This window comes from Pseudocolwellia sp. AS88 (assembly GCF_030551755.1).
GTDB lineage: Bacteria > Pseudomonadota > Gammaproteobacteria > Enterobacterales > Alteromonadaceae > Pseudocolwellia.
In genome coordinates, this window is the sequence record NZ_JAUPEC010000004.1 from 33,463 (window position 1) to 54,414 (window position 20,952).

Here is a 20,952-nt window from a genome sequence, read left to right on the forward strand (position 1 = left end):
CTATAAACAAGTGTTAAATGGTTGGCTGGGCAGTTCTAACATTTTATCTAATAATAACTGAGATAATTCTGTTTTCGACTCTAAAGTAACTTGTCGTTGCGAACCAACATATTCAATAGTAAGAATTAAATCAGGTTTAGGTAATAAACCTTCGCCTTTTTCAGGCCATTCAATAAAACAGCAACTATTTTCTCCAAAGTAATCTCGAATACCCATATATTCAAGTTCTTCAGGATCAGCTAATCGATATAAATCAAAATGATAAACATTCCATGCGTTTAACTCATAAGGTTCAACTAGCGTATAGGTTGGGCTTTTCACGTTGCCTTTATGCCCCATACCTTGAACAAAGCCACGTGTTAATGTTGTTTTACCTGCGCCTAACTCACCATGTAAATAAACAATAAGCCCTTTTTTTAGCTCATTTTTTATCAATTGTGCAAGGGTATTCCCCATGGCAATAGTGTCTTCGCTATCAACTAAATCATAGCGTAATGTGTCTGTTTTCTTGTTCATTTCGAATAGTGATTTCGATATTTTATATATAAAGATAGTTTACCTAAATGCTGTTTTGTCGCAATAGCTATCGTGGTAAATCGCTATTTAAGTGTAACTTTTTGTTCAACTTAGCCAAAATCAATTTTTACAATACAAACTTTCAGGTTAGGCAGGTTAATTAAAACGATGATAAACTATTCCTATAGATAAAACAGTTCCTAGAATACTAACCATGACACTTGCTTCCATCAATTACACTGAACTCACAGAAAAAATCACACAATGGGGTGAAGAATTGGGATTTTCGCAAGTAGGATTTTCTGACGTTAATTTATCTGAACATGAAGAAAAATTTAGCCAATGGATTGCAAAAGGTTACCACGGCAATATGGACTACATGGCGAGACATGGATCTATGCGAACTCGTCCTGACGAACTTGTAGAAGGCACGTTAAGCTGCATTAGTGTTCGTATGGATTACCTACCCACAAATGCGAAATTCGCACAAATTTTGAAAAAAACAAATCATGCTTACATTAGTCGATATGCATTAGGTCGCGATTATCATAAATTAATGCGCAAGCGCTTAAAGCAGCTAGGTAATATGATTAGCGATTATTGCGAAGAAGGTTTTAATTTTCGACCTTTTGTAGATTCCGCACCAATACTTGAACGCCCTTTAGCTGAAAAGGCAGGTTTAGGTTGGACAGGTAAACATAGTTTAATTATTAATAAAGAAGCAGGCTCTTGGTTTTTTTTAGGAGAACTTCTTGTCAATATCCCTTTACCTACAAAAAAAACAACACCTGAAAATGAATGTGGTAAATGCGTATCGTGTATTAAAATTTGCCCTACTGGTGCTATTGTCGAGCCTTACTTAGTCGATGCCCGCCGTTGTATTTCTTATTTAACTATCGAGCTGAAAGAAGCAATTCCTGTTGAATTTAGAGCACCTATGGGAAACCGAATTTATGGTTGTGATGATTGCCAACTCATTTGTCCTTGGAATAAGTTTGCTAAAACGACACATACTGATGACTTTAATGCACGTGAAAACTTAGACGAAATTGAATTATTAGAATTATTTTCATGGGATGAAACTTACTTCCTACGTAAAACTGAAGGTTCACCTATCCGCAGAATTGGCCATGAATGCTGGCAACGTAATATAGCGATAGCTTTAGGCAATGCAGCTTTTGATGAAGCTATAATAGCGGCTTTAAATGAAAAGCTACCTACAAGCACGACTATGGTTGCAGAACATATAGAGTGGGCCTTAGCCCAACAGAATAAGAAAAAGAAAGAAGCATCCCTAGTAATAAATGTTGGTTCAGATCAAACACGTTTAACAGGGCGCTTAATTAGAAGTATCGAGAAAGGCTTACCTAGAGATGCATAGAATTTATGATCTAGCTTTTACTTACTGGAAATACATTAGACGTTAACACTTCGCGTTAAATAATCAGATCGGAACGGTTCTTCTAACTTTATTAACAACAATGCTTGAACAAGCTAATGCTTAATAAAAAACCCTCAAGATTAACTCATTCTTGCTGGATGAACATAAGGTTCAATTACTTTTTTCATTTCTTTTTTACGCGTTGCACAAGTGTCTAATACTTGTTGTTTGCCATCATTTGATAAGCTTTTCCAGTCCATAATTTCTTTTATATGACGAAAACAACCTAAGCAAATATCATTTTTATCTAGACAACAATTAAGTACACAAGGGCTTTTTGTGACTGATGTTTCCAGATTGATCTTGTTTGAATTATTACTCATGATTGTCTTGTCTCAATATGTTGTATCACTATATCGCATCAGAGAATTTTTTAAGTGCTTTTAAATGACTACGTAACTTAACAGTATATTCTGTAAAACGTGAAAAATCGCTATTGTTTAAATCATCATTAAGCAACTCTTTAACTTCTTTTATCTCACTGTTTAAGTTATTAGCCCCCATTACTTCAGATAACTTCAAGATAATACGGGTTGGTTTCTGCATATCATTAATCGATTGAGCATGAGTTGCGGTTTCGATATTAGCAATGGCGTTACCTATATCATCAAGATATTCATCTAGCATATATGCAGCAAGCTCAGAAGAACCTTGATTAAGTGCATATTTTTCCATATCTAATATATCACTTTGTAGATCATTCCCTTGTTCGATTTCAATGTTAGGATTTAGTAGCTGAAAGTGATTCAGGTACTCTTTATCTGCATCATCTAATTTATTACTATCATTTAAAAACTCATCGTACGATTGCGGCTGAGGTGCAATAACTTTTACAGATGAATTTGACTGTTTTACAGCAGCTACCTGAGATTTCAACCAAGGTTCCAACAATGTCACTAAGGCTTTAATATCTAAAATATTAGGTAACGTTGAAACTTTCCAATGCTTAATTGTATTGTTCAATCTGCCTGTTGGTTTATCAAATAATTCACTTTTGAAGGTAAAAACACCACGTTGAATATTTTTACCTGTAGATAACATGATATAAGGCGATTGTGAGAATTCAGACAACAACACTAAATAGCGTCCTGACTGCCAGCTTTGAAGCATAGCTTGTGGTTGAGATACCACATGAACATGCAAACCTAACCACTGTAAAATGTTAATTAATAATTGGTGCTCTTCAGGTGCAGACACAGCTAAAAGCACTTCAACTCGGGTAGGTAAATATTCATATTGGCTTAATACTTCAGCATCAATTAATAAGTTATCACGAGCATTACTTTTTAATAATTTGTCGAGTTGATTTAAAAAACTATTTTCCATCAAAGGAGTTGATATTTGATTGTACACACCTTGTTTGTGGTATCGCGGATTAATAGGTGATTGCATAACAAACAATTTAGGCTGCAAGTCGGTAGGTAATATTTTTTGATAGTTTTTAACCTGTTCTAAGCTCGTTTTAGCAATATCATCATTTACGACAATAAGATGAACAGGTTTACGCTCTAAGACTTGAACAGTAAAATCTTTATTAAGTTCTTCAACGTTATTCAACGTTATTATTTCTGCGCCCGCCGCTCTAACATGATGTTCAATAACTTGTTGTGATTGTGGACAAATGCCAAGTGAAATTATTGAGATATTTTGTAAATTAACTTGAGAAATGTCTTTGTTTGTTGGATGAATATCTTGCGCAACCAAAGGCATATTGAAAATAACTTTAAAGCCTTCGTCATGCAGTTCATTTTGCACTTGATTGATATTAAGACGCGGCATTAAGGCATTTAAGTAAACAATAATATCTGAAGAAAACTCGCTTTTCCTATCTTCATTAACTAGACGAGTAACTAAGTCTGGCATTACTTTTAGTGGCTGACTTGGTGTTACCGTAAAGCTAAATTGAACAGTCTGCTTGGCTGTATCGCTATCAATAACTTGTAAGTCTAGTTTTAATGTTGCATTAAACAATTCAGCTAAAATAACGCGAATGACACTGGTTAGCATGCGATGGAATAATAAATGGTCGATATTACTAAAAGGTAAAATTTTGCTATCGACACTAAGGTACACTTTATTCTTTTGTAGATGAGCTTCAGACATTGCGTTAAAAACAGCTGCATGCAACTCATCTTTAAAACTAATATCGATATTCTGAGCGCTTTTAGGATTACTTTGCAGTTGTGTAACTATATTTGTTTGACCACACCAATCGAGCATTCGCGTTAATTGGCGATAAACAGGTAAAGAACTCCCATTTATATCAATTGAACTGCCTTGGCTTTGGATCATAGCCCTTAATATCATTTGGCTGAATCGGTCGATAGTTTCAGACAACTCTTCCCTTGAAAGATTTCCTAGATCTTTGTTCTTTTTCTTCAAGCTAGTAACTGTATTTTTTAATAGCTCTAGTTTTTTATGGTGGCTTAAGGTACCAAACCATGAAACACCATCGAAACCAATTAAGATTTCAAGTTGAACTCCATTTTTTAGCTTTAAGGCATATGACTGAATGATTTTAGAATCTCGTACATTTTTAGCAATAGCTATAACCTCAGCCAAAGATTTCCGAGTAAATAAATGACGCCAGCTTGTTGCTTTGTTATCTATATCTGTCGATAGGTGTTTTAAGAAGTCGTTAACGTCAATATAGTTGCTAAAAGCTTTGTATTGCCAAATAACAATATGATGGTGTTCGTTAATAAAATTTAGATCTCGTTGATGTAAATTCTGCAATACTTGATATTGGTTTTCGCTATGTTCAGGTTTTTGTATTTGTTTTATTAGCCCAACAATACGTAGTTGTTCCGCGGTTTTTACATATTCACCTTGATCTTTCTCATCACTATCGTCAGACAAAATACTTTCGCATAAATTTACTGTGTCTTCACCATAGACTTTAACTCTTGAACGGTATCTCAAAAGCGAAGCAAGTAAAGACAGTGAACCGATAAGCAATAAACCTATCAGCCCATAATAATATTCTTGAACCGTGATCTTATAATTTATTTTATCTGTAACTTGAGTAACAAAACTAGGAATAACCTGATCAGATGAAATGTAATTAACGGGTACATTAATCGACGGATATAAACCTGCAAGCTTCTGATTGATTAGTTGAACTCGATTAAAAACTTCTTCAGATAACCTTAGATGGCTATACCACTTTCCTAGCACTCTATGTTCTACATTCAGTAAAACTTGAAGATCTTCAATTTTATTTCTGACCTCCATATCTGCTAGGTCACTACCTAAAGCGCTTAACCAAGTTGTTATAGCTAAATCAATCTTTCGGGTAATTTCTTCTAATTCATCAACCGAATATTTTATGCTAAGTGAGTCGAATCCAATTATAGCCTCGTCAAGCAAAACCAAGGTTTTATTCAGCTGGTTTAGTATGCGAGTGATCTCTACATATTGAATGGCATTACCAGCAGGAATGTAACCATTAACACCATTCATAGTTACCTTTTTGTGATGTTTGAGCTGTTCTTCGGTATTAAAATCTATTTGAGCGATTAACGTATTAACAAGTATATTTAATTGTACAATTGAGGTTTGCTTTAACGTCTGATTTCTTGAGTCGTTAGCAACAATACGATCTACAACATTATCAATATCATTAAGCTCTGAGATTAAACGATTAACGTTTCTTACATTAACCGAATTTAAGGTAGAAATATCTTTTAGGTTTTGCTTTATGTTGGTAAAAGCATCTACTAACTGCTCTGCACTTTCACTATTATTTAATGAAGTAACAAGATCACTATTGAGTTTCAAATGTTCTTTATATTGATAAACAAACTCTAATTCAGGAATTTCTGTATTAAAAAGTTCATTTATTTGTACATTACGTTGGTAAAGCAAAAAAGACGTAAAGCCAATAATAAAGATAAACGACAAATATAAGAAAACTAAAGAACCAGAAATTTGACGATGGAAAGGTATGTGCGACTTAAAACTCATGAATGTGCAGTTCTCTGTTGAAATGTATGAATGAAATGCTTAGCTCAACTCATTTATGGTGTGTCATAGTTTATTTAAATACAGAGAAGAATCAATGTTTATTAATGGAAGTCATGAAAGGAGAGATAAACGTTAAGATATACATTCATACCTTAACGTCTTTATTGGTAACAAATTAAACTAAAAGATAGGTTACAGTTTAAAGAAATGCTCTTGATAAACTTTAAGCTCAGCAATAGATTCACGAATATCATCCATAGCCAAATGAGCCCCTGTTTTAACTACTTTATCTAAAACTTCAGGCTTCCAGCGTCTTGCCAGTTCTTTTACTGTACTTACATCTAAATTTCGGTAATGAAAGTAATCTTCAAAATCAGGCATGTATTTATTAATAAAACGACGATCCTGCCCTATGCTATTTCCACACATAGGTGACTTTCCTTTAGTCACGTATTGCTCAACAAATTTAATGGTTTCTGCTGTTGCTGTTGCTAAATCTGTTGTGCTGTCTTTACAGCGTTGTGTTAAACCCGATTTACCATGATGATCGATGCACCACTCATTCATATTATCTAAAATATTATCGGGTTGATGAATAGCAAACACAGGACCTTCTGCTAAAACATTCAACTGACTATCAGTCACTATACTTGCGATTTCTAAAATCACATCGGTTTCAGGCTCTAAACCTGTCATTTCAAGATCAAGCCATATTAAATTTGTATCATTGCACGCCATAAATGTTTCCTTATTCCTTGCTAATTGAGCTATACCAGTAAACATAATGGTATGATTACCTATTAATGATCAGACAAGGTTAGATGAATTATTCATTTTTCAGTATAATACGTGAGAATGAATAATGTTCAAAAACCTTTAAACGGATAATAAGCAATAAACTATGATGACTCCTCGTGGCTAAACGAACAAAACTGACTAAAGGTCAGGTTAGACGCATTAATGCGAATCAGGACAAAAAACTCAATAAAAAAACTGATAGCGTGCAATGGTTTGACGAAGAATTAGGTGAGCCTCAACTCGGCACAATTATCAGCCGTTTCGGTCAACACGCAGATGTTGAAGATGAAAACCAAAATTGTCATCGCTGTAATATTCGTCGTGGCGTTAAATCTTTGGTATGTGGCGATAAAGTTTTATGGCGACTAGGTAAAGAAACCAAACATAGTATTACCGGTGTTATTGAAGCTGTTCATGAAAGGACTTCTATTTTAAGCAGACCCGATGTTTATGATGGGGTAAAACCTATTGCTGCTAATATTACTCAGATTTTGATTGTTTCTTCAGTCTTACCCGCTTTTAATCCTGACATTATTGATAGATATCTCGTTGCTGCAGAGCAAACAGGGATTACTCCCCTTATTGTTCTCAATAAAACTGACTTATTTGATGAAACAAACCGTCCTGAAATAGAAGCACAGCTCGATATTTATAAAAATATTGGCTACCAAATACTATATGTTAGTAACGAAACTCAAGAAGGTATTGATACATTAAAAGCTCAGCTAGATGAAAATACCAGTATTTTTGTTGGTCAATCTGGCGTAGGCAAGTCAACCTTAACCAATAGTTTGATGCCTGAATTAGGCTTAATCACTAAACAAGTTTCTGAAAACTCAGGCTTAGGGCAACATACAACAACTGTGGCTCGATTATTTCATTTTAATGATGGTGGCGACTTAATTGATTCGCCCGGTATTCGTGAATTTGGCTTATGGCATTTAACACCTGAACAAGTATGCTCTGGTTTTATCGAGTTTTCAGACTATATCGGCACATGTAAATTCAGAGACTGCAAACATCAAAAAGATCCTGGTTGCGCATTAATTGCTGCGACTGAAGAAAACAAAATACATGAGAAACGATTAGCTAGCTTTCAGCGAATTTTATCAAGTTTAGGTGAAAACACCTTAACGTCTCGCTTTAATGACTAAGTAATTGATACATTTAAACCAATTATACCAATAAAAACTAAGACTATATTTAAAGGAAAACCCGTGAACACTGACAACATCAAAATTGCACTTCAGTACTTAATGCCTAAACATGCTATTTCTCGTTTAGTAGGAAAATTTGCTGCAGCTGAAGCGGGTTGGTTAACCACCAAAGCTATAGAAAAATTCATTAAAGCTTACGATATTAATATGAGTGAAGCTAAACTCAAAAATGCGAGCGACTTTAAAACGTTTAATGACTTTTTTACTCGTGAATTAGAAGAAGGTGCTCGTAACATCGACGATAATAACAACACACTATGTTATCCAGTTGATGGCGCTATTAGCCAACAAGGCGATATTGAAAAAGATCAATTAATACAAGCTAAAGGCTTTAATTACAGCTTAACAAGTTTATTAGGTGGACATGAAGACGATGCGATTCCATTTGAAAACGGAAAATTTTCTTGTATTTATTTAGCTCCAAAAGATTATCACCGTATTCATATGCCAATGGCAGCGACTTTAAGGAAAATGATTTATGTTCCTGGTGAATTGTTTTCAGTAAATCCGCTAACGGCACAAAATGTTCCAAACTTATTTGCTCGAAACGAACGCGTTGTAACTATTTTCGATACTGAACATGGGTCACTTGCTATGGTATTAGTAGGGGCAACCATTGTTGCAAGTATAGAAACAGCTTGGGCTGGAACTATCACTCCACCAGCAGGAAAAAACATTTTTACCTGGCATTACCCTATATCAGGACCTGACTCTGTACACTTAAAGAAAGGTGACGAAATGGGTCGATTTAAGCTAGGTTCTACGGTTGTTTCAACCTTCTCACCTAATATGATTGAGTTTAATAAAGACGCTGGGCCTGAAACAGTAACGCGACTTGGTGAGCATTACGCAGATATATGTAATTCAAACAGTTAAATATCAATTCGAATAATAAAATGAGCAACTTGATATTATTTTAGTTGCTCATTTTAAGAACACGATATAGGATTAAAGAATACAATTTAGTACTCTTTTAGAGACATTATTTAAAATTTTAAGGAAATGCAATGAGTCGTAGTAAGTCGGGTTTAAAACCAACTGCAGCGGAACTATCTCTTCTCAATGTTTTATGGCAAATAGGCCCAGCAACAGTAAGACAGATTCATGACATAGTAAGTGAAAAACAAAAAACTGGGTATTCTACTGTTTTAAAGATTCTTCAAATTATGCACGAAAAAGCTTTAGTTATAAGAGACGAAAGTAACAGAGCTCATGTATACGCGCCAGCAAACAGTGAAATACAAACTCAGTCATCTTTATTAAAAGACCTAGTAAGCAAAGCTTTTGGTGGTTCAACATCTAAACTTGTATTACGAGCATTAGATGACACAACTAGTAGCGAAGAAATTGCAGATATTCGCAAATTGCTTAACGAATTAGAGCAAAAATAAATCATCAGTTAACGGATAAGTAATGCAAGACAGCTTTTTAAACAGCCCTCTAGTTTACAGTATCGCTCTAACGCTTATCCATTTTTTATGGCAAGGGGCATTAATTGCACTTGCTCTAAAAATCGCTTTAATATTTACCTCTCATCAAAAATCTCAATTACGTTACGCCTTTGCATCAGGGGCAATGTTACTCAACTTTGTTATTCCTTTAATTACCTTTTTTATTGTTTACCAAAACAATGCCCTGCATTTAACTTCGCAGTTAACCGTAATTTCAGTTACCGACATTGTGTACGTAAAATCTCTAGTAGATGACACTTGGTACGCTAATATTATTCAATATTTGCCTTATTTAACTATACTTTGGCTAAGTGTTATCTCAATATTGTCACTGAAGTTTTTAATTGAACTTTATTCGGTAAATCAATTACCTAAAAACAATGTGCTAACACCAGAAGCCGAGCTACTCGAACGTTTCGCAGCTCTCGCTAATAAAATTGGTCTGCCAAAAGCCCCTAAATTATTGTTGTCATTAGACACTCATGTTCCAATGGCTATCGGCTGGATTAAGCCTATGGTTTTGCTACCTGTAAGTATGTTAACAGGATTAACGCCAGCGCAATTAGACATGTTAATGTTGCATGAGTTAGCACACATTCGCAGATACGACTACTTTGTAAACTTCATACAATCTCTTGTAGAAATCATCTTGTTTTTTCACCCTGCTGTACTTTGGGTGTCGAACCAAATGCGCAATGAAAGAGAATACTGTAGTGATGATATTGCAGTAAGATATTCTGGAGACCCTGTTGCTTATGCCCACACACTTGCTGATACGGCAACTTTATGTAACAAGCATCGTAATCATTCAATACCGAATATGGCAATGGCAGCTTCTGGCGGAGACTTAACACAAAGGGTATTAAGGTTAGTAAATGAACATCATTGTGCTTCAAATAATCAAGCAAGCAAATGGTTCGCCTCATTAGCTGTTTTGTCTATGGTGTTAATCGCTTCATCGCAGCAATTAATCACCTTGTTGAAAATGGAGATAAATGCTGCCTCCTATACTCCTAAAGTAAGGATTATAGACGCTCCTCTACATAGCGAAGTTAAAAATAGTAATCCACTAAGCACAACATTAGCTCAGTCAATTAACAATAAACTCGCAGCTCAGAATCTGCAAAATAATAATTCCATTGAAGCTAGCGAACCTGAAATTAAAGCTGATATTGAATCGCTGATCAGCAAAGACCAAACACAACAACTGACTACACAAGCCACAAACTCGGTGGTGAAGATACAAGAAAGCACTTACAGTGAAATTGAAGCTAAATTAGCACCAAAAGTAATATCATCAAATAAAGTTACTGATAATTTACTTGTTAACTTAAAAGATAACCCTACAAATAAATCGCCGTCTGCAATAGCTTTTGAAAAGAGAGATTCAAGCTCAGCGATTAATGCATCCAAAAGTAATTACCTCTCAAGAAACAACTATGCGCAACAATTATCAGAGTTAAAAACAACATTAGACCAGAGTAACAAGCATTCACAGCTTAACAATCTATCTGTTATTGATGCTCTGGATAATGCACAAGCACCTCTAATTCTTGAATCGGAGCAAAACACAGATTTACATAATGATGCAGAATTGATCTTTTCTGTTCCTCCTAGATATCCAATCATGGCTAAACGCAAAGGTATTGAACTGGAAGTAAAAGTTAATTTCACCATTGACGAAAACGGCTATGTTAAAGACGTTGATTTTCCACCTATTAAATATCATCGTAATTACTTCAAAAGCTCTGTTCGTTACGCCATGGAAAAATGGCGATTTATACCTGCGCAACATAATGGTGAAGCAGTTGAGAGTGAGATGTCGAAAATATTTTCTTTTAGTTTAGAAAAATAACTTTTTATACATCCGCCTTAAGTTCGTACACCAACATCCCACTTTTATCTTATCTATTTCATTCTCATTTTGATGGCATAGTGCTTTAAGACTTGGTAAATTCACTTTTGAATATAAGCGTATAGAAATAAAGGAAACTTAGTTGGGCATTAATGAAGACAACAAACAAGAAATCTTCTGGGGAAAAGGCATTTTTAATACCTTTAAAGGAAAAGATGATCTAGATATTCACTATGCTCATTTTGAACACTCCCCTGCCTCACCTGTCATTGTCATTTCACCCGGTCGCTGCGAGAGTTATTTAAAGTATAAAGAAACAGCTTTTGAACTCTACCTTTCAGGTTACAGCATATTCATTGTAGATCATCGTGGACAAGGGTTATCGGGTCGAATGTTGACGAATGTGTTTAAAGGGTATGTAAAAAACTTTGATGATTATGCTGACGATTTATATCAGTTTATCACTAAAATTGTAGCGCCTAACTCAGGTAACACTCTTCCGTATTTATTAGCTCATTCTATGGGATGTGCAATTACTTTAAGAATGCTTCAACTTTATCCAAATGTTATACAAAAGGCTGCATTACTCTCTCCTATGATTGCAATAAACACTGGGCCTCTACCTCATTTTTTAGCTACGGGGTTAGTGAATTTATTAGAAAAGCTCAATCAACTATTATCGAAAGAACCTTGGTATTTTGCTGGTCAATCAAATTATAAGGCTAAGCTTTTCAGAAATAACCCACTGACACATTGTGAAAATCGCTATCAAGCATTCGTGGATTTATACCAAAGTAATAATGCGATACAACTTGGTGGTGTAACAATTAAATGGCTACATGAAGCATTTAAAGCCAGAAAAGCAATATTCTCTAACTTAGATAAAATCACAACACCTTTAACCTTATTTCAAGGGAGTGAAGACATCGTTGTAGATAACAAGAAGCAAAATGATTTCTGCCGTTTACTTCATGCATTATCACCTGAACTAATCGCTCCTACACCGATAATCATTGAAGGTGCTCATCATGAACTACTTTTTGAAATAGATCCTCTCAGAGAGAAAACGCTATCACAAATACTTCAATTCTTTTCAGCTTCACCAAAAACATCGGGCTGAGGGTGAGGATCATGATGAATAAGCACTTCACAAGGTTTTAGTGCTTCTTCTATTTCTTTTTCAATCATTTCACCAATTGCATGTGCCTCAAATAAAGATAACTTATCATCCAGCTCTAAATGAAATTGTATAAACTTATCTGGGCCCGCTTGCCTTGTTCTTAAGTCATGTAAACCGTAGGTTTTCTCATGATTAACGACTATATTGGTAATAATATCTTGTTCGTCTTTTGTAAGTTCGTGATCCATAAGCTGATATACACTTAGCCAAACAATTTGGCCAGCCCCCCACAATAAGAAGACACCGACTAAAATTGTAAAAAAACCATCAGCTCTTAACCATATACCACCACTTAAAAACAGCGCCAACAACACGCCAATATTAAGAACTAAATCTGATTGATAATGTAAAGCATCTGCACTAATAGCTACCGACTCAGTTTTTTTGATCACAATTTTTTGAATTACAACCAAGCCCAATGTAAGAATAATGGCAACAACAGTAACAATAATGCCAACATTTGAATGAACAATGGCTTGTGGTGTGATCATTCGACCGATGCCATGAAAGATCAGTAATAATGCGGAGCCCATAACAAATGCCGACTGTACTAAACCAGCTAAACTTTCAGCTTTACCGTGACCAAATCTATGTTCGTTGTCTGCAGGTGCTAAAGCATATCGCAATATGACAACATTCATTATAGAAGCGAATAGATCAAGTAAGGAGTCTGTAGTTGACGCTAGCATTGAGCTCGCATCGGTAATAAACCATGCATATAGTTTTATAATAACAAGCAATAAAGCTGTACCTGAGGCGCTATAAGCCGCAAGTTTAACTAAAGCACTATAGTCTTTCTCTTTATCTAAGATTTCCAAAAAGTCTCTTCCTGTTGATTTTAAGGCGTTTATTAACACTGTTCTTAAGTTATACCAAACGGATTAATTAGCATAGCCTTATCATTTATTAAAACCAAGTCGTAAATAGAGTCCATACAAATAAGTTTTAGCAAAACAGTTAAGGTTGTTATAATTGAAGAATAGACTAAATACAGAGTGTTACTATGTTAGATGTTGTACTTTACCAACCACAAATCCCGCCTAATACAGGCAATATAATCCGCTTATGCGCTAATTCAGGCTTTCGCTTACATTTAATCGAACCCTTAGGTTTTGATTTTGATGATAAAAAATTAAAACGAGCAGGTTTAGATTATCACGAATTTGCAGCAACAAAGCGTCATAGTAATTTTGAGGCATTTTTAGCAAGTGAATCACCTAAAAGAATATTAGCCATTACCACGAAAACAAATAATTATTATGGCGATGTGAAATTTACAGAAGGTGATTATTTGCTTTTTGGTTCTGAAACGAGTGGATTACCAGAAGAAGTAAGACAGCAAATACCTGACGAGAATAAAATACGTATACCAATGCTGGAAGGTAGTAGAAGCATGAATTTATCGAATGCGACTGCGGTAATTGTATATGATGCTTGGAGACAGTTAGGCTTTCCTAACGCGGTATAATCTTAATACACTAAAGCATATAAACTAATAAACCATCAGTATAATGATGGTTTATTTTTTGTAATTGAGAGAAACTAAAGAAGTTATTACTCGTAGGTTGGCTCGCGTGAAAGTAAATCAGCTGCGGCTAACTTAGCAGGTTTATCACAGTATAATACTTGATAAACTTGTTCAACAATGGGCATTTCAACCTTCATACGTTTAGCTAACATATACACTTCATTGGTGTTTCTATAGCCTTCAACTACTTGGCCAATATCTTTCATAGCTTGCTGACTTTCAGCTCCACGCCCAAGCGCTAAACCAAAACGTCTGTTTCTCGATTGATCATCAGTACACGTTAGTACTAAATCACCTAAACCGGCCATACCCATAAAAGTTGTAGGCTCTGCACCTAATGCAGCACCTAGTCGAGTCATCTCAACTAAACCACGCGTAATTAATGCTGTTCTTGCGTTAGCACCAAAGCCAATACCATCAGCAATACCTGCACCGATAGCAATCACATTCTTAACAGCTCCGCCGAGTTGTACACCGATAAAGTCATTATTACTGTAAACCCTAAAGGTTTTTCCACAGTGTAATAAACTTGAAATGTCTTTAACAAAGTCATCATCTGTTGATGATACTGAAATAGCGGTAGGTAAACCCATGGCCATTTCTTTGGCAAATGTCGGTCCTGATAATACCGCTAACGATATATCATCACCTAAAATATCACGTGCTACATCTTGTAATAATCTGCCCGAATCAGGGTCTAAGCCTTTAGTTGCCCATGCAAGACGAGAGCTAGGCATGATAAAAGGCTTAAGTTGTTGAAGTGTCTCACCAAAAGCATGACTTGGAACAACAACAAGAATATTTTCACTTGAACGAATAGCTTTTTCTAAATCAGCTTCTAACGTTAAGGTTTCAGGAAATACACATCCAGGAAGATACTTATTATTCTCGCGTGTTTTAGCCATTTCAGTTATGTGTGCGGTGTCACGAGCCCATAAGGTTGTTTGATGACCATTACGAGCAAGAGATATAGCAAGAGCAGTACCGTAAGATCCTGCTCCTATAACTGAAATACTTTTATTGAGAGCAGACAACTAGTGAGTCTCTGCACCTGAAGTGTTAGCTTCAGCTTGTTGCGCAGCTTTTTGTTGAACATAAGAAGCGAATAAAGCTTCAAAGTTAACAGGTGCTAAGTTCAACTGAGGGAAAGAACCTCTGTTTACAAGGTTAGCAACAGTTTCACGTGCGTATGGGAATAGAGTTGTAGGACAAAAAGCACCAATTGCATGTGCTAATTGAGCTTCAGGTAAGTTACCAATAGTAAAAATACCAGCTTGTTGAACTTCTGCTAAAAACGCAGTTTTTTCATTAACTGTTGCTGTAACTGTTAAAGATAAAACAACTTCATAAGTATCGTCAGCTAATTTGTCAGAACGAGTATCAATGTCTAATTTAACTTCAGGTTTCCAATCTTCTTGGAAAATTGCAGGTGAATTAGGTGTTTCAAATGAAACATCTTTTGTATAAACACGTTGAATAGCAAATTGAGGAGCTGATTCAGCTGTAGCGGCTTCGTTACTTTGAATGTCATCAGACATAATAAATACTTCCTATATTAATGGTGCTTAAATAGCACCTTATTATTCAATTTAAAACATTACTCATTAATGCTTATTTTAATAACTCATCTAACTTTCCACTTGTGTGTAATGCGAATAAATCATCACAACCACCAATATGGTTCTCATTAAAAAAGATTTGTGGAACTGTGTAAGCGCCTTTACTGCGCTCAATCATCTTAGTTCTAAGATCGTTGTCGCCATCAATTTTTATTTCATTAAATGCGACATTCTTTTCTGTTAGTAAGGCTTTAGCTCTTACACAGAAAGGACACGTTTGTTTTGTATAAATATCAACTGCAGTCATGGTAACTCCTATGGATTATTTTGAAACAGGTAATCCACCGCTGAGCCATGAATTCATTCCACCTTTCAAGATACTTGTTTTGGTGAAACCTGCTTTATAAAGCGAATTTGCAACTTTAGCGGAAGTTAATCCAGCTGCGCATACTACAATAATGGGTTTATCTTTATAATTTTCAAGGCTAGTAAAATCATTGCTGTTCGCTTTTTCACTACTTAAGTGTTTTGAATCAAGGATATGACCTGCTTTAAATTCTTTTTCTGCTCTTATATCTACCACCAAACCATCTTCTTTATTCATTAAGAAAGTTAGCTCTTGTGTCGTAATCTTCTTAATAGGTGATAGTTGAATCTTAATGGTTGTAAAGATAAGTAAAATAACAATTGCAGCCCACGCGGCACTCAATAAAGCGTTATCTGTCGCAAAAGCGATAAGTTGTTCCATAAAAAGCCATTTATTCATTAAATTTGCTGCATAGTATACAGGCTAATAAGTTATTGCCGCAATAAAGAATAATATCCCCTAACAATAGAAAATTATTAAATAGTTATGAATGTATGTAAGGAACATTTTATAATCATCTACACAAGAAATTATATTTTTCCCTTGATATACTCTTAGTTATAAGAAATTCTCAATTTTCGTAGCGTACCATTTATTATTTTGGGCTATTGATATTCAAACTTAGTTCTATAGGAAAATTCATGTCACATAAAAAATCTACTGTACTTATTATTTTAGATGGCTGGGGTTATAGCGAAAACCATGATTCCAATGCTATTTACCACGCGAAAACACCTTTTATAGATAACTTAATGGCAACATGTCCGAGTATGTTAATTGAAACTTCGGGTATGGCTGTTGGTTTACCTGATGGTCAAATGGGTAACTCTGAAGTAGGACATGTAAATTTAGGTGCTGGCCGTATTGTTTATCAAGACTTTACACGTATTACAAAAGCTATTGCTGATAACGAATTTAATTCAAACCCAACGTTATCATCAGCTGTTGATAAAGCTGTAGCAAATGATAAAGCTGTTCATATTTTTGGTTTATTGTCTGCTGGCGGTGTTCATAGCCATGATGATCATATTATCGCTATGATTGAATTAGCCAAAGAAAAAGGCGCTAAACAGGTTTATTTACATGCATTTTTAGATGGTAGAGATACTCCTCCACGAAGTGCAGAAGCACCACTTCTTAGAGCCCAACAAAAATTTGAAGAATTATTCACAGGTTCTGATGCCAAAGGACAAATTGCTTCAGTGATCGGTCGTTACTATGCAATGGATCGAGATTCACGTTGGGATAGAGTAGAAAAAGCCTATAATTTATTAGTTGACGGTCAAGGCGAGTTTCAATTCAATAATCCAATTGATGCATTAAATGCTGCTTATGCAAGAGATGAAAATGATGAATTTGTAGATGCTTCTGCAATTTTAGATGCTGATGGCAATACCATTAAAGTAAATGATGGTGATTCACTTATTTTTATGAATTTCAGAGCGGACAGAGCAAGACAGTTTAGCCGTTGCTTTACTGAAAAAGATTTCTCAGGTTTTGCTAGAAACAGAACACCTGAATTAGCAGACTTTGTAACACTGACTCAATATGCCGAAGATATCGAAGCTGCTAATGCATTCCCACCAGAATCATTAAATAATGTAATGGGTGAATGGCTAGAAAAGAATAATAAAACACAATTACGTATTTCAGAAACTGAGAAATATGCACACGTTACTTTCTTCTTCAGCGGCGGTAAAGAGGATGAATATGTAGGTGAAGAACGTATTTTAGTTCCATCACCTTCTGTAGCAACTTATGATTTGCAACCAGAAATGAATTCAAAGCTTTTAACAGATGAATTAGTTGGCGCAATTGAAAGTGGCAAGTACGACTTTATTGTTTGTAACTACCCTAATGGCGACATGGTAGGCCATACAGGTAAATTTGATGCGGCTGTGAAAGCTTGTGAAGCAGTTGATGGTGCGATTAAACGTGTAGTGGAAGCAGTTCGAGCCACAGGTAGTGAATGTTTAATTACAGCCGATCATGGTAATGCTGAACAAATGCTTGACCCTAAAACAGGTCAAGCACATACAGCTCATACATGCGAACCTGTTCCATTAATTTATGTTGGCCGAGATGCAACTCCAGCTAAAACTGGTGCTTTAAGTGATATATCGCCAACAATTTTGAAATTGATGGGCTTACCTCAACCTGAAGAAATGACAGGTTCTGTATTAATGAACTTAAAAGATTAAATTTCATTAATGAAATTAAAGTCTCTGCTTAAAAACACGATAAGCTTATACACACTTTTGTGTGTATTTGCTTTTTCGTGTTTAGCAAAGCCGTTTGTTGATAATCAAAGTCAAACAACAGATAAACTCAAAAGTGTGAAATCTGAAATTTCTGATGCAAAATCACAGCTCAAGAATGTTAATAAAAAAAGAGCCGCACTAGAAAACCAACTTAAAGAAAATGATATTGCAATTTCTTCTATCACAAGAGAAATACAGCAAAACAATAAGAATAAAAAAGAAACACAAAATAAAATACAAGAGCTTGAGCAAGAGAAAATAGTTCTAATTACAAGTAAACAACGCCAAGAGAAATTACTTGCGAAACAACTAAGAGCAGCTTATTCAGCTGGCCACCACGATTATATAAAATTACTACTCAATCAGAAAAATCCAACAACTATTCAACGAACAATAACAAATTACCAGTATGTTAATAATGCTCGTATTGCAGAGATAGAAAATTTTAAACAAACCATTAATGAACTTGTTGTTTTAGAAGATAGCCATAAAACTCAATCCATTGCGTTAGATAAAATCACAGCAGATCTTATCGCAAATAAGAAATCATTAGAGAAAAATAAAAGCGAAAGAACAGCAACGCTGGCACTAATCAAAAAAGAACAGCTAAGCACCGAGCAACAACTTAATAAACTAGTTGCCGAAGAAAAAAGCTTAAAAGATACCCTTAAAAAAATTCAAACATTAGCTAAGTCGAGTAAAGAACTAAATGGGTTAGCTAAATTAAAAAGGAAGTTAAAATGGCCAGTTTCAGGTAAAATAGTGCATAGCTTTGGTACCCAGAAACATGGTTATATTAAATGGAAAGGTGTTTTAAAAAGAGCAAATGCAGGCCAGCAAGTTAAATCAATTGCTAATGGTAATGTGTTATTCTCTGATTGGCTAAAAGGCTATGGTCTAGTCACCATTATTGATCACGGAAAGGGATATATGAGTTTATACGGACATAATCAAACGTTGCTAAAAAAAGTTGGTGATTACGTTGAACAAGGTGAACCGATTTCATTAGTCGGCCAAAGTGGAGGACAATCACAACCAGCCCTTTATTTTGAAATACGTCATTCAGGACAAGCCCAAAACCCTAAATTATGGTGTAGGTAGTCTTTTGTACTCTATTACCTCCTTCCTTTTCAATTCGATCTAAGCAACATTCAATGCTATCCTTTACGTTCATCAACTTAACCTTTGTTACTAATACATTGCGCATACTTCTTGTTTTATTATTAAGCTTTACCTCTTGTTATTCTGTCGCCGAAAAAATGAAAATCGCTATTATTATCGATGACATAGGATATAGAAAAACAGATAGTAATATATTAGAACTCCCAGCTAATGTTACTTTTTCTGTATTGCCGCATACACCTTATGGTAAATCTCTCGCACTCGAAGGTTTTAACAAGCATCACGAAATCATGTTACATATTCCTATGGAAGCTGAAAATGGTAAATTTTTAGGTCCTGGTGGTTTAACACATGATATGAATGAAAAGGTTATCCGTAAAAAGCTTAAAGAAGCATTTAAAGAGATCCCTTTTGCAATGGGGATTAATAATCATATGGGAAGTTTGTTAACAACATTACCTCAATCAATGCTCTGGGTAATGCAATTTATTAAAGAAAAAGAACTTGTATTTGTAGATAGTATTACGTCTTCAAAAAGCCAGGCCGGCGCTATGGCAAAAAAATTAGGTGTACCTACTTTAGATCGTAATATATTTCTAGATAATCACCTTGAACACGAATACATTTCCCATCAATTTACTTTACTTATTGAACGAGCAAAAGAACACAAAATGGCACTTGCCATTGCCCATCCTCATCCTGAAACGGTACGTTCTTTACTTAAGCTTATCCCCTTGCTCGCTCAGAAAAATATTGAATTAGTTCCAATTTCACAATTATTTGAAGACCAACAGGTTTTAACAGAAACCTCTTATTCTGAATAGAATCATATCAATAACCTGAACATTCACGGATTAAATCTTAATATTCTTTTCTTCTAGAAGTTCGTGTAAGTACTTAACAGGTATAGCATAAGTAATACCACTTGGTTTACTAATAACAGCTTCTTTGCTTTCTTGTATAAAGACTTTATTAATGATCCCTATCACCTTACCTGTTTCAGCATCGTACATAGCACTACCACTATTACCTGGATATGCGGTGGCATCTAATTGATACACCATAAAAGGGTCTCTCAATTTTTTCAGCATTTTAATGCTCAACTGCCTAACATCGCTAACAGGTGTTATTGTAGGCGTTATTGCTGCAATAATACCTCTATGAGTTACTGGGTATAACCCAAGAACTGAGCCAATAGGAAAACCGGTAAAAGCAATTGAAGTTCCTTCTCTTATATAAGCCGAAGATGCCAAAGTTAACGGAGGCAGTTTAGCTCCTTTAATTTCTAATACCGCTAAATCATACCTTTCAGAACTTGCTATTAATGATGCTTTACGGACTTTAGCTGTTTTACCTGAACCTACAAATACTGCCATTTCTTGTAGTAGTTTTGCATCGAGTTCTTTAGGAACAACATGATGGTTAGTAATGACATAACGGCCATTACCTATCACAAAGCCACTTCCACTTAAAATATTTTTAGGTCGGCCAGTTGGCGTATATATACCTACACCGACAATTGAAGGTTTTACTTTTTCTAAAGTATCAGCTAATTCTGCCGACACAGATAAAGTAAAAAATAGAGATATAAGACAAAGATATTTATAAAAATTATTCATTTGGGACTCCCTTAATGAATAATATGTTACCAAGAAAACACAACTTTAAGTGAATAATAATCACTAAACTTA

At 35.1% G+C, this 20,952-nt stretch carries 20 protein-coding genes; 10 read left to right on the top strand and 10 right to left on the bottom strand.

Features of this window, described 5'->3' with window-relative positions; all coding sequences use genetic code 11:
• Complete coding sequence (tsaE, locus tag Q5N69_RS04240) at nucleotides 1-516, bottom strand: tRNA (adenosine(37)-N6)-threonylcarbamoyltransferase complex ATPase subunit type 1 TsaE (RefSeq protein WP_304367610.1); 516 nt, start codon at nucleotides 514-516, stop codon at nucleotides 1-3.
• A 214-nt stretch (nucleotides 517-730) separates the two neighbouring features.
• On the opposite strand from tsaE, the gene queG reads away from it, so the two are divergent.
• Nucleotides 731-1,897: a tRNA epoxyqueuosine(34) reductase QueG gene (queG, locus tag Q5N69_RS04245; RefSeq protein WP_304367611.1), complete on the top strand. Its 1,167-nt coding sequence runs from the start codon at nucleotides 731-733 to the stop codon at nucleotides 1,895-1,897.
• Nucleotides 1,898-2,037: 140 nt separating this feature from the next.
• Here queG and Q5N69_RS04250 read toward each other — a convergent pair whose 3' ends face one another.
• From Q5N69_RS04250 to orn, 3 genes are all read right to left on the bottom strand, one after another.
• Nucleotides 2,038-2,280 carry a DUF1289 domain-containing protein gene (locus tag Q5N69_RS04250; RefSeq protein ID WP_304367612.1) on the bottom strand — a complete coding sequence of 81 codons (243 nt, stop codon included), beginning with the start codon at nucleotides 2,278-2,280 and terminating at the stop codon, nucleotides 2,038-2,040.
• Nucleotides 2,281-2,308: 28 nt separating this feature from the next.
• Nucleotides 2,309-5,923, bottom strand: a complete 3,615-nt coding sequence (locus Q5N69_RS04255; protein ID WP_304367613.1) for a hypothetical protein — start codon at nucleotides 5,921-5,923, stop codon at nucleotides 2,309-2,311.
• Between the two features lie 192 nt (nucleotides 5,924-6,115).
• The gene (gene orn / locus Q5N69_RS04260) at nucleotides 6,116-6,661 is read right to left on the bottom strand and encodes an oligoribonuclease (RefSeq protein WP_304367614.1); all 546 of its coding nucleotides are present in this window, start codon (nucleotides 6,659-6,661) and stop codon (nucleotides 6,116-6,118) included.
• 176 nt (nucleotides 6,662-6,837) lie between these two features.
• On the opposite strand from orn, the gene rsgA reads away from it, so the two are divergent.
• From rsgA to Q5N69_RS04285, 5 genes are all read left to right on the top strand, one after another.
• Entirely contained in the window at nucleotides 6,838-7,875 is a 1,038-nt protein-coding gene (gene rsgA / locus Q5N69_RS04265; RefSeq protein WP_304367615.1) for a small ribosomal subunit biogenesis GTPase RsgA, read from the top strand.
• 63 nt (nucleotides 7,876-7,938) lie between these two features.
• Entirely contained in the window at nucleotides 7,939-8,814 is an 876-nt protein-coding gene (gene asd, locus Q5N69_RS04270) for an archaetidylserine decarboxylase (RefSeq protein ID WP_304367616.1), read from the top strand.
• Between the two features lie 131 nt (nucleotides 8,815-8,945).
• The gene (locus Q5N69_RS04275; protein WP_304367617.1) at nucleotides 8,946-9,329 is read left to right on the top strand and encodes a BlaI/MecI/CopY family transcriptional regulator; all 384 of its coding nucleotides are present in this window, start codon (nucleotides 8,946-8,948) and stop codon (nucleotides 9,327-9,329) included.
• A gap of 22 nt (nucleotides 9,330-9,351) precedes the next feature.
• Nucleotides 9,352-11,244, top strand: coding sequence for a M56 family metallopeptidase (locus Q5N69_RS04280; protein ID WP_304367618.1), 1,893 nt, complete (start codon nucleotides 9,352-9,354; stop codon nucleotides 11,242-11,244).
• 142 nt (nucleotides 11,245-11,386) lie between these two features.
• Nucleotides 11,387-12,364 carry an alpha/beta fold hydrolase gene (locus Q5N69_RS04285; protein WP_304367619.1) on the top strand — a complete coding sequence of 326 codons (978 nt, stop codon included), beginning with the start codon at nucleotides 11,387-11,389 and terminating at the stop codon, nucleotides 12,362-12,364.
• Here the strand turns inward: Q5N69_RS04285 and Q5N69_RS04290 are convergent.
• Nucleotides 12,328-13,242 carry a cation diffusion facilitator family transporter gene (locus tag Q5N69_RS04290; protein WP_304367620.1) on the bottom strand — a complete coding sequence of 305 codons (915 nt, stop codon included), beginning with the start codon at nucleotides 13,240-13,242 and terminating at the stop codon, nucleotides 12,328-12,330. The genes Q5N69_RS04285 and Q5N69_RS04290 overlap by 37 nt on opposite strands.
• Before the next feature lie 185 nt (nucleotides 13,243-13,427).
• On the opposite strand from Q5N69_RS04290, the gene trmL reads away from it, so the two are divergent.
• Nucleotides 13,428-13,892 carry a tRNA (uridine(34)/cytosine(34)/5-carboxymethylaminomethyluridine(34)-2'-O)-methyltransferase TrmL gene (gene trmL, locus Q5N69_RS04295; RefSeq protein ID WP_304367621.1) on the top strand — a complete coding sequence of 155 codons (465 nt, stop codon included), beginning with the start codon at nucleotides 13,428-13,430 and terminating at the stop codon, nucleotides 13,890-13,892.
• A gap of 86 nt (nucleotides 13,893-13,978) precedes the next feature.
• Here trmL and gpsA read toward each other — a convergent pair whose 3' ends face one another.
• The 4 genes from gpsA to Q5N69_RS04315 form a co-directional block, all read right to left on the bottom strand.
• Nucleotides 13,979-14,986, bottom strand: coding sequence for an NAD(P)H-dependent glycerol-3-phosphate dehydrogenase (gene gpsA, locus Q5N69_RS04300; RefSeq protein ID WP_304367622.1), 1,008 nt, complete (start codon nucleotides 14,984-14,986; stop codon nucleotides 13,979-13,981).
• Nucleotides 14,987-15,490 carry a protein-export chaperone SecB gene (gene secB, locus Q5N69_RS04305; protein ID WP_304367623.1) on the bottom strand — a complete coding sequence of 168 codons (504 nt, stop codon included), beginning with the start codon at nucleotides 15,488-15,490 and terminating at the stop codon, nucleotides 14,987-14,989.
• A 73-nt stretch (nucleotides 15,491-15,563) separates the two neighbouring features.
• Nucleotides 15,564-15,818, bottom strand: coding sequence for a glutaredoxin 3 (gene grxC / locus Q5N69_RS04310; protein WP_304367624.1), 255 nt, complete (start codon nucleotides 15,816-15,818; stop codon nucleotides 15,564-15,566).
• 15 nt (nucleotides 15,819-15,833) lie between these two features.
• Nucleotides 15,834-16,277 carry a rhodanese-like domain-containing protein gene (locus tag Q5N69_RS04315; RefSeq protein ID WP_342866521.1) on the bottom strand — a complete coding sequence of 148 codons (444 nt, stop codon included), beginning with the start codon at nucleotides 16,275-16,277 and terminating at the stop codon, nucleotides 15,834-15,836.
• A gap of 242 nt (nucleotides 16,278-16,519) precedes the next feature.
• Here Q5N69_RS04315 and gpmI point away from each other — a divergent pair, with 242 nt between their 5' ends.
• Genes gpmI through Q5N69_RS04330 form a run of 3 tightly spaced genes read left to right on the top strand, consistent with a single transcriptional unit; the run spans nucleotide 16,520 to nucleotide 20,085 of the window.
• A complete protein-coding gene (gene gpmI / locus Q5N69_RS04320) occupies nucleotides 16,520-18,079 on the top strand; it encodes a 2,3-bisphosphoglycerate-independent phosphoglycerate mutase (protein WP_304367625.1) in 1,560 nt (519 codons plus the stop codon).
• A 9-nt stretch (nucleotides 18,080-18,088) separates the two neighbouring features.
• Nucleotides 18,089-19,240 (top strand): murein hydrolase activator EnvC, encoded by a 1,152-nt coding sequence (locus Q5N69_RS04325; protein WP_304367626.1) that lies wholly within the window; start codon nucleotides 18,089-18,091, stop codon nucleotides 19,238-19,240.
• Between the two features lie 53 nt (nucleotides 19,241-19,293).
• The gene (locus tag Q5N69_RS04330; protein ID WP_369686662.1) at nucleotides 19,294-20,085 is read left to right on the top strand and encodes a divergent polysaccharide deacetylase family protein; all 792 of its coding nucleotides are present in this window, start codon (nucleotides 19,294-19,296) and stop codon (nucleotides 20,083-20,085) included.
• Nucleotides 20,086-20,115: 30 nt separating this feature from the next.
• Here Q5N69_RS04330 and Q5N69_RS04335 read toward each other — a convergent pair whose 3' ends face one another.
• Nucleotides 20,116-20,880: a S1C family serine protease gene (locus Q5N69_RS04335; protein WP_304367627.1), complete on the bottom strand. Its 765-nt coding sequence runs from the start codon at nucleotides 20,878-20,880 to the stop codon at nucleotides 20,116-20,118.
• Nucleotides 20,881-20,952: the final 72 nt, after the last annotated feature.

Excerpts from the sequence above, each read along its gene's own strand:
- tsaE (WP_304367610.1), bottom strand. The coding sequence starts at position 516 with ATGAACAAGAAAACAGACACATTACGCTATGATTTAGTTGATAGCGAA.
- queG (WP_304367611.1), top strand. The coding sequence starts at position 731 with ATGACACTTGCTTCCATCAATTACACTGAACTCACAGAAAAAATCACA.
- Q5N69_RS04250 (WP_304367612.1), bottom strand. The coding sequence starts at position 2,280 with ATGAGTAATAATTCAAACAAGATCAATCTGGAAACATCAGTCACAAAA.
- Q5N69_RS04255 (WP_304367613.1), bottom strand. The coding sequence starts at position 5,923 with ATGAGTTTTAAGTCGCACATACCTTTCCATCGTCAAATTTCTGGTTCT.
- orn (WP_304367614.1), bottom strand. The coding sequence starts at position 6,661 with ATGGCGTGCAATGATACAAATTTAATATGGCTTGATCTTGAAATGACA.
- Q5N69_RS04275 (WP_304367617.1), top strand. The coding sequence starts at position 8,946 with ATGAGTCGTAGTAAGTCGGGTTTAAAACCAACTGCAGCGGAACTATCT.
- Q5N69_RS04280 (WP_304367618.1), top strand. The coding sequence starts at position 9,352 with ATGCAAGACAGCTTTTTAAACAGCCCTCTAGTTTACAGTATCGCTCTA.
- trmL (WP_304367621.1), top strand. The coding sequence starts at position 13,428 with ATGTTAGATGTTGTACTTTACCAACCACAAATCCCGCCTAATACAGGC.
- secB (WP_304367623.1), bottom strand. The coding sequence starts at position 15,490 with ATGTCTGATGACATTCAAAGTAACGAAGCCGCTACAGCTGAATCAGCT.
- grxC (WP_304367624.1), bottom strand. The coding sequence starts at position 15,818 with ATGACTGCAGTTGATATTTATACAAAACAAACGTGTCCTTTCTGTGTA.
- Q5N69_RS04315 (WP_342866521.1), bottom strand. The coding sequence starts at position 16,277 with ATGAATAAATGGCTTTTTATGGAACAACTTATCGCTTTTGCGACAGAT.
- gpmI (WP_304367625.1), top strand. The coding sequence starts at position 16,520 with ATGTCACATAAAAAATCTACTGTACTTATTATTTTAGATGGCTGGGGT.
- Q5N69_RS04325 (WP_304367626.1), top strand. The coding sequence starts at position 18,089 with ATGAAATTAAAGTCTCTGCTTAAAAACACGATAAGCTTATACACACTT.
- Q5N69_RS04330 (WP_369686662.1), top strand. The coding sequence starts at position 19,294 with ATGCTATCCTTTACGTTCATCAACTTAACCTTTGTTACTAATACATTG.
- Q5N69_RS04335 (WP_304367627.1), bottom strand. The coding sequence starts at position 20,880 with ATGAATAATTTTTATAAATATCTTTGTCTTATATCTCTATTTTTTACT.